11 protein-coding genes are annotated in these 13,390 nt (G+C 63.3%); 2 read left to right on the top strand and 9 right to left on the bottom strand.

The annotated features are described in order from the left end of the window. Nucleotide 1: 1 nt before the first annotated feature. Complete coding sequence (locus E2F43_RS03580) at nt 2-2,611, top strand: TonB-dependent receptor (RefSeq protein ID WP_133209617.1); 2,610 nt, start codon at nt 2-4, stop codon at nt 2,609-2,611. Between the two features lie 9 nt (nt 2,612-2,620). Here the strand turns inward: E2F43_RS03580 and E2F43_RS03575 are convergent, their stop codons facing one another. Both E2F43_RS03575 and murA read right to left on the bottom strand, forming a co-directional pair. Then, nucleotides 2,621-3,199 carry an SOUL family heme-binding protein gene (locus E2F43_RS03575; protein WP_133209615.1) on the bottom strand — a complete coding sequence of 193 codons (579 nt, stop codon included), beginning with the start codon at nt 3,197-3,199 and terminating at the stop codon, nt 2,621-2,623. A gap of 69 nt (nt 3,200-3,268) precedes the next feature. Beyond that, a complete protein-coding gene (gene murA / locus E2F43_RS03570; protein ID WP_133209612.1) occupies nt 3,269-4,525 on the bottom strand; it encodes a UDP-N-acetylglucosamine 1-carboxyvinyltransferase in 1,257 nt (418 codons plus the stop codon). Between the two features lie 174 nt (nt 4,526-4,699). Here murA and E2F43_RS03565 point away from each other — a divergent pair, with 174 nt between their 5' ends. Continuing rightward, the gene (locus E2F43_RS03565) at nt 4,700-6,382 is read left to right on the top strand and encodes a glycoside hydrolase family 3 protein (RefSeq protein ID WP_133209610.1); all 1,683 of its coding nucleotides are present in this window, start codon (nt 4,700-4,702) and stop codon (nt 6,380-6,382) included. 52 nt (nt 6,383-6,434) lie between these two features. On the opposite strand, the gene E2F43_RS03560 is transcribed toward E2F43_RS03565, so the two are convergent. The 7 genes from E2F43_RS03560 to E2F43_RS03530 all read right to left on the bottom strand — a co-directional run bounded on the left by E2F43_RS03560 (nt 6,435) and on the right by E2F43_RS03530 (nt 13,388). After that, a complete protein-coding gene (locus tag E2F43_RS03560) occupies nt 6,435-7,040 on the bottom strand; it encodes a DUF4136 domain-containing protein (protein ID WP_133209608.1) in 606 nt (201 codons plus the stop codon). Between the two features lie 60 nt (nt 7,041-7,100). Next, complete coding sequence (locus E2F43_RS03555) at nt 7,101-8,129, bottom strand: DUF3080 family protein (protein ID WP_133211075.1); 1,029 nt, start codon at nt 8,127-8,129, stop codon at nt 7,101-7,103. Between the two features lie 63 nt (nt 8,130-8,192). Beyond that, complete coding sequence (locus E2F43_RS03550; protein ID WP_133209606.1) at nt 8,193-9,434, bottom strand: hypothetical protein; 1,242 nt, start codon at nt 9,432-9,434, stop codon at nt 8,193-8,195. After that, the gene (locus E2F43_RS03545; protein WP_133209604.1) at nt 9,431-10,150 is read right to left on the bottom strand and encodes an ABC transporter ATP-binding protein; all 720 of its coding nucleotides are present in this window, start codon (nt 10,148-10,150) and stop codon (nt 9,431-9,433) included. The genes E2F43_RS03550 and E2F43_RS03545 overlap by 4 nt, the downstream gene beginning before the upstream one ends. A 14-nt stretch (nt 10,151-10,164) precedes the next feature. Beyond that, nucleotides 10,165-11,406: an ABC transporter permease gene (locus E2F43_RS03540; protein ID WP_133209602.1), complete on the bottom strand. Its 1,242-nt coding sequence runs from the start codon at nt 11,404-11,406 to the stop codon at nt 10,165-10,167. After that, complete coding sequence (locus tag E2F43_RS03535; RefSeq protein WP_238946730.1) at nt 11,407-12,627, bottom strand: ABC transporter permease; 1,221 nt, start codon at nt 12,625-12,627, stop codon at nt 11,407-11,409. Nucleotides 12,628-12,629: 2 nt separating this feature from the next. Beyond that, complete coding sequence (locus E2F43_RS03530) at nt 12,630-13,388, bottom strand: outer membrane lipoprotein-sorting protein (RefSeq protein WP_238946729.1); 759 nt, start codon at nt 13,386-13,388, stop codon at nt 12,630-12,632. Nucleotides 13,389-13,390: the final 2 nt, after the last annotated feature.

Below are 13,390 nucleotides of genomic sequence, written 5' to 3'. Positions count from 1 at the left end.
CATGCAAACGCGTATCCAGCAACTTCACTCTCTCTTACTGTCCGGCGCCTGTCTGGCAGCCGCGGCCACGGCAGCCTCGCTGGCCAGCCCCGGCCTTGGTGCCCAGGTACTGGAGGAGGTCATCGTCACCGCGCGCAAGCGCACCGAGGCCATGCAGGACGTGCCGGTCTCCGTCACCGCCTTCACCGGCAATCAGCTGCGCAATGCCGGTGTCACCAACCTCAAGGACCTTGGCCTGCAAACGCCGGGCCTGCAGATCGACCAGAGCAGCGCCGCCCAGATCTGGATCCGGGGCATTGGCCAGCGGGACGACGGCTCCCGGGTGGATGCGCCGGTGGGGGTGTACATTGACGGGCTGTACATTCCGCGCAAGGACGGCCAGTTGCTGGACCTGCTGGATGTGCAGAGCGTGCAGGTCCTGCGTGGACCCCAGGGCACGCTGTTCGGCAAGAACACCACCGCGGGGGCGATCGTGTTGACCACCAATGGCCCGGAGGCGGAGTTCGGTGGTTTTGTCGATGCGCGGCTGGGCAACTACGACCGCCAGGACCTCAAGGCCACGGTAAACGTACCGCTGGTGGGCGATACCCTGTTATCGAAGGTTACCCTGGGCTCTATCTCCCGGGATGGCTACCAGAAGAATGTTACCACTGGCCAGCGCGAGGCTTCCGAGGATCGCAAGTCCGCCGCCCTGCAGCTGCGCTGGTTACCGGGAGACAGTTTCAGCCTGGATGCGCTGGCCTACTATGGCGACACGGACGAGGTCCAGCCGGCCACCAACTGCCGCTTTATGGTTGGCAGCAGCTACCAGGGTGAAGACTCGCTGTTCGGCAACCGGATCTTCCCGGGAGACCTGATCCCGGTGGACGCCTACAACAACGATGCCACCCCGGTGCGGGACGGCTTCATCGCCCAGAGTAAAGTGTTCGGGGATGCCTGCGCCCGCTCAAGGGCGCTCGATGATGACTACCGCACGACGTCCGAGCACCGGATTAATTTCAAACTGGAAAATCTGCTGCTGGGCCTGACCGTGGAGTGGGAAATCAGTGAGGACCTGAGCTTCAAGAGTATTACCGGCTACGGGGACCAGGAGAAGTCCGGCAATTTCGGCAACCCGGACAACGAGGTCACCGAGCTGGTTATTTCATCCCGCTATCGCGCCGGCAGTACGTCCAGCGATCGCAAGCACATCAGCCAGGAGTTGCAGCTCAATGGCACGGCTTTCGATGATCGCTTCACCTATACCGCCGGCCTGTTTGCCATGAATGAGGATATCGACGACGGCACCGATACCTCCTCTTCCGCGCCCTCCGGTTCCATCCTGTTCGTGCCCAACCCGATCATGCTGTTCAACGATCCCAGCGGGGAGCGCCAGACCTACGAGCTGGAAAACACCACCTTCGCGGCCTTCTTCCAGGGTAGCTACGACCTCACCGACAACCTGGAACTGACCGCGGGCCTGCGCTGGACCAGCGAGAAGCGCGAGCAGAGCGTGGATCTCGAGTTCCTCGACGTTAACGCATTCAGGGATGTTGCCTTTGACGCCATCGCCGGTGTGCCGGGTATCCTGCCCCTGCAGGACCTGGGTATTGGCATTATCACCGACCTGGATGCGCTGATGGCGGCGGATATTTTTTCGCTGATCGCCGACCAGTTTCCCCGCGACGCCCATGGCCAGTTTGTCTACGACCTCATTCCCGCCGAGCAACTGGTGCCGGATATCGAGGACGATGTGGATGAAACCTGGACCGAAGTCACCCCCATGGTCAGCCTGGCCTACCAGTTGCCGGACACGCTGCTCGCTGACACCGGCGTCGATTCAGCCATGCTCTACCTGACCTATGGCGAAGGCTTCAAATCCGGTACCTTCGAGCCCATCGGGGTCGACGGTCAGGCCACGGTCGAGCCGGAACTGGTGGCCAACTACGAATTCGGCTTCAAGCTCGATTTCATGGGCTCACGGATGCGTCTCAATGGCGCCATATTCCGCACCAATTTTGATGACATGCAGTTGCGCCAGGTGCTACTCGACAGTGGCGGCACGCCCCGGGTGGTGCTGAATAACGCGTCCAAGACCCGGATTGTCGGCGGCGAACTGGAATGGTCATGGGCGGCCAGCGACAGCCTGCTGCTGCTCGCTACCGCCAGTTACAACGACTACAAGTACCTGGACTTCGAGGAAACCCAGTTCAGCACCCGGGCCCTGTTCGCCCAGCAGCCGCTGCCGGTGGTCGATCGCAGTGATGAACCCTTTGCCGAGGTGCCGGAACTGACCTACAGCCTGGCCATTCAGTACACCTGGGAAAGCAGCTGGGGCACCTTTGTGCCGCGGGCCGACTACAGCTACGTGGATGACATCTTCATGGGGCTTGACGCCGGCTCCGGACAGAACCGGGGCCAGTCCACCTTCGATGATTTCGGCCTGCTGAACCTGCGCCTGGGGTGGCAGAGTCCGGACGCGCGTTTCGAGGGCGCGCTGTATGTCGCCAATGCCACCGACGAACTCTACTACATGGGCGCGGCGGCGGTGGCTGATTCCACCGGCGCCTTCCAGACCACGTCGGGGCCGCCGCGCATGTACGGCCTGGAGTTCAGGTATAACTTTTTCTGAGGGAGCTGATTAGCGGTCTGCCCTAGGCAGCTTGATCTCCACCATAATCTCATTGCGGCGCAGGAACGGCGGCGTCCAGGGCGGATTGTACTGGTTCAGAGACGGGTCGCCGATGGTCGCGATGCCATGCTGGGCCAGGGTTTGTATGAGTTCATCGGTCTTTCTGTCGACCTTGCCACCGGTGGCCCATCCGGAGAAACGAATGGCCGCCATGGTGCGTCCGGGCATCTCCTGCAGGGTCACGGAGTGATCTTTGGGGTCGGGCAGGTCTTCCAGGGCGTACTCAGACGGCATGGTGAAGGCCATGACGGGTGAGTCGGTATAGAGGGTTTCTTCAACCGGGGCGGTCATGGCAATTTTCTGGCCGGTGTCGTTGCCGCCGAAAATAAAGCCCGCCAGTCGCTGGAAGCCGGAGGTGGTTTCTGCCGAACTGTGCAAGCGGGTGACGGCGCGGATGCTGGGGGCGTACTCACGGAGTTCGACCTTGCCTACGGTGTCTACCAGTGTCCATTGCGGTTCTTCAATGTCGGCGGCCATCGCGTGATTCCACAGGAACAAAGTCAGGACGGCCAGGCAAATGCGTTTCATTGTCAGGGCCTCGCGGCTGTCTTCTACGCTGTTTGCTACGCGCCTGCCACCGACGCGGATTAGTCGCCGTCAGGCGGCGACGCGCTTGATGTCTGCGCCCAGGCTCGCCAGTTTTTCCTCCAGGTGTTCGTAACCGCGGTCCAGGTGGTAAATCCGGCTGACCTCAGTTTCGCCGGAGGCAACCAGACCTGCCAGTACCAGGCTGGCGCTGGCGCGCAGGTCGGTGGCCATCACCGGGGCGGCGCCCAGCTGGTTGCGCTTGCCGCGCACCACCGCGACCTGGGTCATGGGAGTGATGTCGGCGCCCAGGCGGACCAGTTCCTGCACGTGCATAAAGCGGTTTTCAAAGATGTGCTCGGTAACCACAGCCGTGCCCCTGGCCTGGGTCATCAGTGCCATGAACTGGGCCTGGAGGTCGGTGGGAAAACCCGGATAAGGCGCGGTGGCAATGTCCACACTGCGCCAGCTGTCGGTGGCCTGCACGGTGATGGTGCTGTCGCCCACATCGATGCGGAAGCCGGCATCGCGCATTTTTTCCACCAGCGATTGCAGGTGCTCCGGTACGCACTGCCCCACGGTCACCGTGCCGCCGGTGATAGCGCCGGCAATCAGCAGGGTGCCCGCCTCAATGCGATCGGGCACGATGCTGTGGGTTGCGGGCCTGAGCTCGTCCACACCCTCCACGGTAATCACGCTGGTGCCGGCGCCCTCGATGCGGGCACCCATGGCGATCAGGTAATTGGCCAGGTCGACGACTTCGGGTTCCTTGGCCGCATTTTCTATCACCGTGGTGCCGCTGGCGATACTCGCTGCCATCAGAGCGTTTTCGGTGCCACCCACCGTTACTTTTTCGAACAGGATGCGATCACCCACCAGGCGCTGTGCCCTGGCGATGACATAGCCTCCCTCGCTGGATATCTCCGCCCCCAGTCGGCGCATGGTCTCGATATGGAGATCGATGGGCCGGGACCCGATGGCGCAGCCGCCGGGAAGACTCACCCTGGCCTCGCCGTAGCGGGCCAGCAGGGGCCCCAGGCAGAGGATTCCGGCGCGCATTTTGCGCACCATTTCGTAATCCGCCACGTGGGCTTCCGGCGGGCTGACATTCACCACCAGGGTATCCCCGTCCCGGTGACTCTGCGCTCCCAGTGAATGCAGCAGGGCCTGGGTGGATTCGATGTCCCTGAGGTAGGGCACATTGTCGAAGCGGTGCTCCCCGTCGGCCAGCAGTGAGGCGAAGAGGATGGGCAGGGCGGCATTTTTGGAACCGCTGGTATTGACGGTGCCGTTGAGACGACGACCGCCGCGGACGATAATGGAATCCAAGTGTAACTCCGGTGTTAACGCCGGCGTGGAGCCGGCAACTTTGGCGAGGGGGATGAAAGGGCGCTAGGGTAGCAGTTCATCCTCGCGGGATAAACCTCCAGAACGGCGTTGGGCGGCGGTTCCACTCGCCTGCGACAGGGGGTATGGTGGCGGCAGCCAATAGTGGAAGCTTTCATGAGCAACAGCGACCCATCCACCCTCAGACAATGCATTGCCCTCAAACTGATGCCGGATATCCGCTTCTTTGACCGCGGTGACGGACGGGCCCCGGTGCTGGAGCTGTCGGACGAGCTGGCTCGCGGGCTGCGGGCTATCAACCCCTGCGGTGTCATCCTGTTTCGGGAAAACCTGGCGTCGGTAGAGCAGATCCGTCGGTTGACCGGTGAGATCCGCCGCTGTCTGGGACCCCGGGCGCTGATCGGTGTGGATCAGGAAGGTGGCCGGGTGACCCGGCTACCGAGGGCGGAGTGCACCAGCTTCAGCGGGAATATGGCCCTCGCCGCCTGCGAGGACGGGCAGCAACTGGCTCTCCTGGCCGGCGCTGCCCAGGCCGCCGAGCTGCGGGCGCTGGGGATTAACATCAACTTTGTCCCCTCCCTGGATGTCAACAGCAATCCCGACAACCCGGTGATTGGCGTGCGCTCCTTCGGCGACGACCCGGACCGGGTGGCGGCGCTGGGAGCGGCCTTGCTCGAGGGTTTGCAGGGGGGAGGCGTGGCGGGTTCGCTGAAACACTTCCCCGGCCATGGCGATACCAGCCAGGACAGCCATACCGATCTACCCTGTGTCAGCCGCGATGCGGAACAGGCACTGGCCAGCGACCTCGCACCTTTCTCCCGGGTCATCGAAAGCTCCGCACCGGCCATGGTCATGACGGCCCATATCCAGTACCCGGCGCTGGATGGGTCGACCCTTCCCGGTACCGATGTGGTGGTGCCCGCCACCCTGTCGCGGGCCATACTGACGGGTCTGTTACGGGAACAGCTGGGTTACCGGGGGGTGATCATTACTGATGCCCTGGATATGCGCGCCATCAGCGCCATCATCAGCCCCGCCGAGGCCGTGATTGGCTGCTTCCGGGCCGGCGTGGACATTGCCCTGATGCCCTTGCGGTTGCGCTCCCCAGCCAGCCTTGAAGCTTACCAGGCCATTATCGCCGCGGTGATGGACGCCGTGGTCCGGGGTGAGCTGGATGAAGATGAGTTGCGGGCGTCTGCCGCCAGGGTCCTGGCGCTGCAGGCGCGGTTCGGTGATGCGGCTGTCGACACCGGCCGGGACTGTATAGCCTGCGAGCAGCACTTGGCCCTGGAACAGCGCATCGCGGCGTCAAGCCTGACCCTGATCGCGGGGCAATTGCCCACCCTGTCCCCGGGCGCTGCGGTGCACCTGCTGATGCCCGACTGCGCCAGCGCTCGTGCCCTGAGCCTGGCCCTGCTGGCGGTGGAACCGTCGCTGCAGCTCAGTTGGCAGGGGCTTGATGATTTCCATGCGGGGCGCGAACGGCAGTATGTGCAGCAAACCGACTGCTACATTGTCGGGGTCAGCGAACCGGCAACCAGCGCGGTGGTTGCCGGCGGGGCGGAGGACCTGCCGAATCTGCCGGATCAACAACCGGCAACGGTGCAGCGGGCCATGCTGGCTGCCGCCGGTGACGTCCCGACAGTGGTGGCACTGCTCAATTCCCCTTACCCTGCCGCCCGTTTCGAGGGACTGGCGACGGCGGTCCTGGCCACCTACGACGGGGCCACCGAGGGCGTGGGTGGCCAACCGGGACCTGCCTTCCGGGCGCTGTCCCGGCTGTTGTGCGGCCGGAGCCAGCCCAGGGGGAGGTTGCCGGTGAGGCTGTCCGCGCGCTGAATGCCAGCCACAAAAAACCCGGCCGCAGCCGGGTGATTGCGCGGGTAGGGGTTTAGCGGGGCGGGAAGCCGTCCAGTACCAGCGCTGCGGCCTCGTTGATTTCGCCAGGCTCGTCCTCGTCACGCTTACCCTTGAGTTTGGACTGGGTCACGCTGCGCCACACGCTCTTTTTCAGGGTGGGATCGATCATGTCGATGATGAAGGTTCCCTCGGTGTAATTGCTGACCCTGACATCGGTGTTGGTGCAGCTCCAGCAGCTGTACATGCTGTAGCGGTTGTAGCCGCCGTAGTAGCCGTAACCGGCGCCATAGCTGGGTGTCTGGTAGGTGCGCACATCGGTTTTGTGCTGGGTGCCCAGGTGCCAGCTGATCAGCAGGTCGGCGTCCGCCGGATCGGCTACCATGGTCAGGCCCCGATTTTGTAATTCCTGCGCCAGGGCTTTGTCGATTCGGTCTTTCTGGAAATCGCTCAGGGTCATCGGGTCATCGCCGGTTACCTCACCGGAGTGCTTGTAAAAGCCGATCTTGCTGATGCCGCTGAAGTCATAGTCCTGCTTGTAGTCCACCACCGGGGTGAGGGTGCTGGCGCAGGCGCCCAGTAACAGGGTGGTGCAGAGCAGCCCCAGGGTGGCGGTCAGGCGCTTTGTGAATGAAGTCATCGGGGTCTCCAGGGTCTTGGTTTGGGCGCTAGTGTATCCATTTTTGAGACCCCTGGCAGCTTAAAGGGTTCCGTTCCGGGGGCTCTGGCAGCTGGACAGCAAGTGCTGCAGCGTGTCGACGTGTTCCCGGGGTTGCCGGCTCAGTCGCGCCAGGTCCTGCTCGCGCAGCTGTTGCCATTGCCGGTACGCTGGCGGCAGGGCGGCCAGCAGCAAGGTCTCCAGCTCCACCACCGGTGGCAGAAGCTGGTGGTAACGACGCCCGAGTGCCGCGGCTCGTGGCTGGATACCCTCGATAAAAAACTTGCCGATGACGTTGGGCAAAATATCGGCAGCCTGCGGCCGCCGGTCTGGCGGACACAGCGGACCCCGTTGCAGTCGCAGTTCCAGCGCGGCGTTTGCCCGCTGCAGCCACCGTCCCTGGTGGGCCAGCGCTTTCCACAGCTGGCCGCCATCCCCCCGGGCCACGGCGCTCAGTTGCAATTCAAGGTCCATGTTATCCGCCCGGTAGTCCCCCGCCAGCCAGCGCTGCGCTGACACCGTGATGCCCTCCAGCGCGGTGATCACCGTGCTGGAGGTGTTTTCGGGATACTGTGCTTGCAGGCGGCCCGGACGCCATAGCGCGGCGAACTCTTCACCTCCCAGGGTGGCGTTGAAGACCAGCGCCGGGAGTTGCCGGCGTTTATTCTCCAGCGCCCTTGCCAGAGTAGCGGCCAGTGCCTGTTCGCCGTCGGATTGCAGCAGCGTGATGCAGTCAGGCGCCAGGCGCATAAACTCCAGCGCCAGTAGCAGTCGCTGGGAGTCACGGGCCATCCGGCCGAGGCTGCTGTTGCTTTTGCCAACCGTGGTCTGCAACGCGCAGCCGCGCAGGTCGAGGAAGTCCAGGGTGCCCAGCTTGTCACTGACGATGTCCACCCGCAGTTGTCCGGGGCGGGCAAGCCTGGGCACACTGATGTCGGGGGCGGGCGGCACGGTGGCGATATCCAGGGTCCGGCCCAGCCGTTGCAGGTACTGCTGGAAGGGGGCGTCGACGCTGTCGCCGGTGCAGCTCGTCAACAATGGCAGCAGCAGGATAAGGGTAAAACAGCGCATCATCCTGGTCTTATACACAAGCTGCGCACGAAAGGGTTCATCATTGATGCGCGCAGGGAATGATCAGAAGTAGAACGCAAGCTGGGCAAACAGCGACGGTCCGGCGCCCAGTTGCAGTCCGTCTACCGGCGAATCCAGTCCCCCGAATTCGCTACCGCGGCTGCCAAAGGGGAGATTTGCCGCCAGCAACAGCTGCCAGTTCTGGGCCAGGTCATATTGGGTGACCAGCTGGAACAGGCCGGAGCTGTCACCGAGGTTGTAAAACAGGTTGGGGGTGAGCATAAACAGGGGGGTCATCTCGATAGTGACGCCCGCGGCGAGATAGTGCCGGCCGACGCTGAACAGCTCGCCGCGTTGCAGGCGCGCAATCAGGTCCGGCTGTTGCAGCAGTTGCGGGTAATCGTCCTGGCGCAGGCCCATGCCATTGAAAAAATACTCGGCCACACCGCTCATGTTCCTGCCGAAAGCCTGCCAGGAGTAACTGAGATTGATGACGGCCGAGGCGTAGGTGTCCAGATCGGTGTCGGTCAGCAGGGCGTCCCCGCGCAGGATGGCGCCACCGATACTGGCCAGCCCTCCAGCGCTGAGAATCGTGTCCCGGTAGTGGCGGGCAGCCACCAGGTCCAGTTCACCCGCGCCGATGAAAGCGTGGTACTTGAGCGTCTGGGTGTTCACGTCGCCGCCGGTATCGCCGTTTTCATCCCGACGCCAGACGGCGACAAACTCGACATCGTTACCGCTGTCCTGCAGGTACTGGCCATAGAGCATGTCATCGCCGCTTTTGTATTCCCTGTCGATCGCGGCGGGGTCGAAGGGGTTGAAAAAGTCGACCGGGTTGTACATCAGGCCGTTGCCCCAGCTGATCGCCTGCCTGCCGACACGCACGACCGCCTTGTCACCGGTGTAACCGGCGTGCAGCCTATCCAGTCGTTGCAGCAGGCGATAATCGTCGTGGTCGGAAATGGTCCGGGTCAGGTCCAGCAGGCGCCGGTCGTCGTTGAGGTTGCCGGCGGGCGCAAAAACCGACTCCTGCAGCGCCTGGCCCAGCTGCAGGCTGTCACCGCTGCGGGCCACGAGCTGATAATCCAGCTGCCAGCTGAAACGGTCCCGGTCGCCATCAACCAGCAGACGCAGGTCGCCGTTGACGTCGTGGGTGGGGGTGCCCACCAGTGTGCGCAACAGGCTGTCGTGGGGGTAGCTGGTCACCAGGTACTGTCCCTTGGCGTGGCCGCTACGGAACTGCAGCAGTTGCGCGCTGGCGCTGCAGCTCGCTGCCACTAACAGGGCGCCCAGCAGTCGCTTCATTGCGCCGCCGCCGGCGGCTCCCCGGGTATGCCTGACTGCAGTTCATCGCTGATGATCCTGCCGTCCTCCATGCGAATCAGCCGCGGGCAATAGGCCATGACCCGGGTATCGTGGGTGGCGATGACAAAGGTGATACCGCGTTCCCGGTTGAGCTTGCGAAACAGTTCGATCAGCTGGATGGCGCTGGCGGAGTCGAGGTTGGCAGTGGGCTCGTCCGCAAGCACCAGCGTGGGATTGCTGACAATGGCGCGAGCGACCGCCACCCGTTGCTGCTGCCCCCCGGACAGTTGTGAGGGCAGGCGGTCCTCGTGGTCGGCCAGACCGACTTCCCTGAGCATGGCCATGGCCCTGGCCTTGCGCTCGGCGGCCGGCAGCCCCTGGATCTGCATGACGAATTCGATATTCTCGCGGGCGGTGAGCACCGGGATGAGGTTAAAGGCCTGGAACACAAAGCCGATGCTATGCAGGCGCATATCCGCCAGCGCGCTCTTGCCCAGCTGGTCGACCCGGCTTTCGCCTACCAGGATTTCGCCGCTGTCGGGCTGGTCCAGTCCCCCCATGGCATTGAGCAGGGTGGTCTTGCCCGAGCCGGAGGGTCCGGAAAGGCAGACAAAGGAACCCTCCTCGATTTCGATACAGACATCGTCGAGCCCGCGAATCACCTGTTCACCCTGGGTGAAGGTCTTGTTGAGGTGGGTGCAGCGAATGGCAGTCATAATCCGGTTCCGTATCAGGTTCTGGCCAGTGCCTGGACGGGATTGTAGCGGGAGGCTCGCCAGGCAGGTATCAGGCTTGCCAGCAGCCCCAGCACGACCACCACGGCGGTAGACATCAGCATGTGCTGCAGTTCCAGTGTGGGGTAAAGGGTGGAGCCCATGCCTGCCATTTCGAGGCCGGCGGCGACGGCGGAGATGTCAATGCCATCCTCCATCGGCAGTATGGTCGCCAGTGCCAGCAGGTTGCCGATGACAAGTCCCAGGACCAGCAGGATGAGGCTCTCCAGCAGTATCTGATACATGATCCAGCCGGGGCGCATGCCCAGTGCCATCATCAGGCCGATCTCCCGGACCCGTTCGAACACCGCCATTACCAGCGTGTTGACCAGGCCGAAGGACAGCGCCAGGAATATCACCACCATGATGATCACGTTGTAGCTGGTCTGCAGGTTCATCATCGATTCCAGGTAGCCATCCAGTTGCATCCACGGCAGGGTTTCCAGGTCTGGCCCCGCGGCCTGTTCAATCGTACGCCACCAGCCGCCAACGGCGCGGAAGTCGTCGCCGGTGATGGCAATTTCCGAGACCCGGGTGCCGAGCCCGAGCAGCTTCTGTACGGTTGCCCTGCCGGCATAGACATTCAGTTCCTCGGTGGATTGTAATCGTGCCCGGTAAATCCCGACGACCCGGATACCCCGCTCGGCAACGTTGTTGTCCGGGTCCTGGGACATGATCACCACCCGCTTGTCGAGTTCGGTTTCCAGCTGTTCCGCCAGTTTGCGGCCGATCACCAGGCCATTGTCATCCGGCCCCTGCAGGAAGCGACCCTGGACGACATCCGCCGGGTCAAAGCCGAGGCTGATTTCCTGGGCCGGGTCTACCCCCAGCAGTTGCACACCGCGGTTGTCGCGTTCACTGGATATCATCGCCGGCACCCTGATTCGCGCAGCCCAGCCGGTGACCGGGGACTGGTTGAGCAGCGCCAGCAGGGCGCCTTCGGGCGCGTCGATGCTGTTGGCGACACTGGGGTCGTCGCGGTAGGCCGGATGGTGGACCTGGACCTCACCCGGGAGCGTGCGCAAGCCGCCCCGGACCATTTCATCGACCATGCCGGAAATAAGGGCACTGAACAGGATCATGGCCCACACCCCGACCACGATCGCGACCAGCATGATGCCGGTGCGGCGGTAATTGCGCCACAGGTTACGCCAGGCGAGGGTAAGCAGTATGCTCGCCGAGAGCCGGGTAGCTGCCATTTATACCGCCCTCATGGCTTCGACCGGCTGCAGGGCGTGCAGGCGCAGGGCCGGATAAACGGCAGCGAGCATACCGCCGAGAAAAACCACCAGCGGCCCCCCCAGCAGACTGATGAGCGACAGCTGTGGATAGATGCGGCCTTCGAGGTTGTAGCGTTCCATCGCTTCCTCCATGCCCTCCAGGGTAAAGCCGACCTGTCCCAGCCAGGCGGTGAACAGCCCGCCCAGCAGGCAGCCCAGCACCAGGCCCAGCAGTGACATGATGGCGGTTTCCAGCAGCACCAGCCGGGCGAGCTGGCCCGGGCGGACGCCCAGGGCGGTCATCACCCCGAACTCCCGGGTTCGCTCAAGCACCGACATCAGCTGGGTGTTCAGTACACTGAACGCGACCAGCACAATCAGTACGGCATACATCACAAAAGCGCTGAACATGTCCGCCTGGATGGCCTGGCGCAGGCCCGGCTGCAACTGGTCCCAGTCCAGTACGGTGGTATTCGCCTGCGGCAACCGTTGCCGGATGGTCGTTTTCAGGGGCGCCACTTCCGCCAGATCATCCAGCTTGACCACGATGGCGTGGACATCGGTGTCCATGGCAAAAATCACCTGGAAATAACCCAGGGGGATTTCCGCCACCGAGCGATCCAGTTCGGTCATGCCCGAATCGACAATACCAACCACGGTAGCGACACCGGCGGCGAAGGAGTCATCGCGACCGGAACCGAGAAAGGTGATTTCGTCGCCGATGCCGATCTTCAGGTTGCGCGCGAGCACCGACCCCACCACGATCTCCGCCGCGTCATTGTCCTGCAGGTAGCGGCCCCGGGTGACCAGTCCCGGCAGGGTGGACACCTGTGGTTCGAAGGCCGGTTGCACGCCGAGAATCTGGATGCCGAAGGAGCGGTCCTCGCTGGACGCCAGGGCAAAGGCGCTGCCCCTGGCGGCGATGGCGGCCACGCCGGTGTCGTCGCGCAGTTGCTGCGCCAGTGTCGCGCCATCGGCCACGGTGTAGCGCATGCGTGGTTCATCCCGGTAGCGCTTGTCCTGTACCTGAAGGTGGCCGGTAAGCACACTCAGGGTGCCGTCAATCATCAGCGCGTAGCTGCCCAGCTGCATTGAAATCATGAAGACCAGCAGGGCATTGCAGAACACCATGCCGCCAACGGTCAGCCAGGTGCGCCGGCCATGGCGCCATAAATTGCGCCAGGCCAGGCGCTCGGTCACGCTCACTGTCTCGGGTTTCTCAGGTTGGACAGGGTGAACAGATTGGCGGGAAGTTCCACGTTGAAGCGGGTGCTTTCGACCCGCATCTCGGTCCATTCATCGGGCTTGTCCACCTCCTGCATGCGCATTCTCGACGCCACGGTGCGGCCGTCCATAACCGTTATTTCCAGGGTCGTGAAGGTCTTTACCAGCACCCCGTCCTGGTCCCAGAACTGTTGTTCCAGCATTACGTAGTCATCGCGAATGGTCCAGACCTCTTTCCCCCAGACCACGGCCGCCTCCTCGAGGGGAATGGACTGGATGACCCAGGCCTGGTGGCCGTCCACCTCGCGGGAGTCCAGCAGGGTGTGATCGTACTGGTCGATGATGTCGGTGGATTTGCTGATGTCCTTGTTGGACAGGTCTGACCCCATCCAGCTCTGGTTCATCATCGAGGAGGGGACCTTGATCACCCGGTTGATCTTCGGCGAATAGGTCCACATGTTGTTGTCCAGCAGCAGGGTGCCATTGCCCGCGTCCCGAACCGGTGCGGTGACCCGCACCAGGGAATGTTTGTCGCCCTGGGTCCAGACCTGCATTGACATGGAGCGTTCCCAGTCGGGCCGGTGGATGATCATGGTCATCTCGCCCTGGGACGTGGTGCCGCGCCAGTGATCCATGGCGTTGCGAATAATGTCCTCGGGGGTGATCTCCTGTGCCAGCGCCAGCGCCGGCATCAGGGTCACAGCCGCGATGGCGATGGCGCTGCCCAGCCGGTTCACCG

Origin of the sequence: Seongchinamella unica, from assembly GCF_004354085.1 — a bacterium.
In the GTDB taxonomy this organism is placed as follows: domain Bacteria; phylum Pseudomonadota; class Gammaproteobacteria; order Pseudomonadales; family Halieaceae; genus Halioglobus; species Halioglobus unicus.
This window is presented reverse-complemented; position numbering and strand designations above follow the sequence as displayed.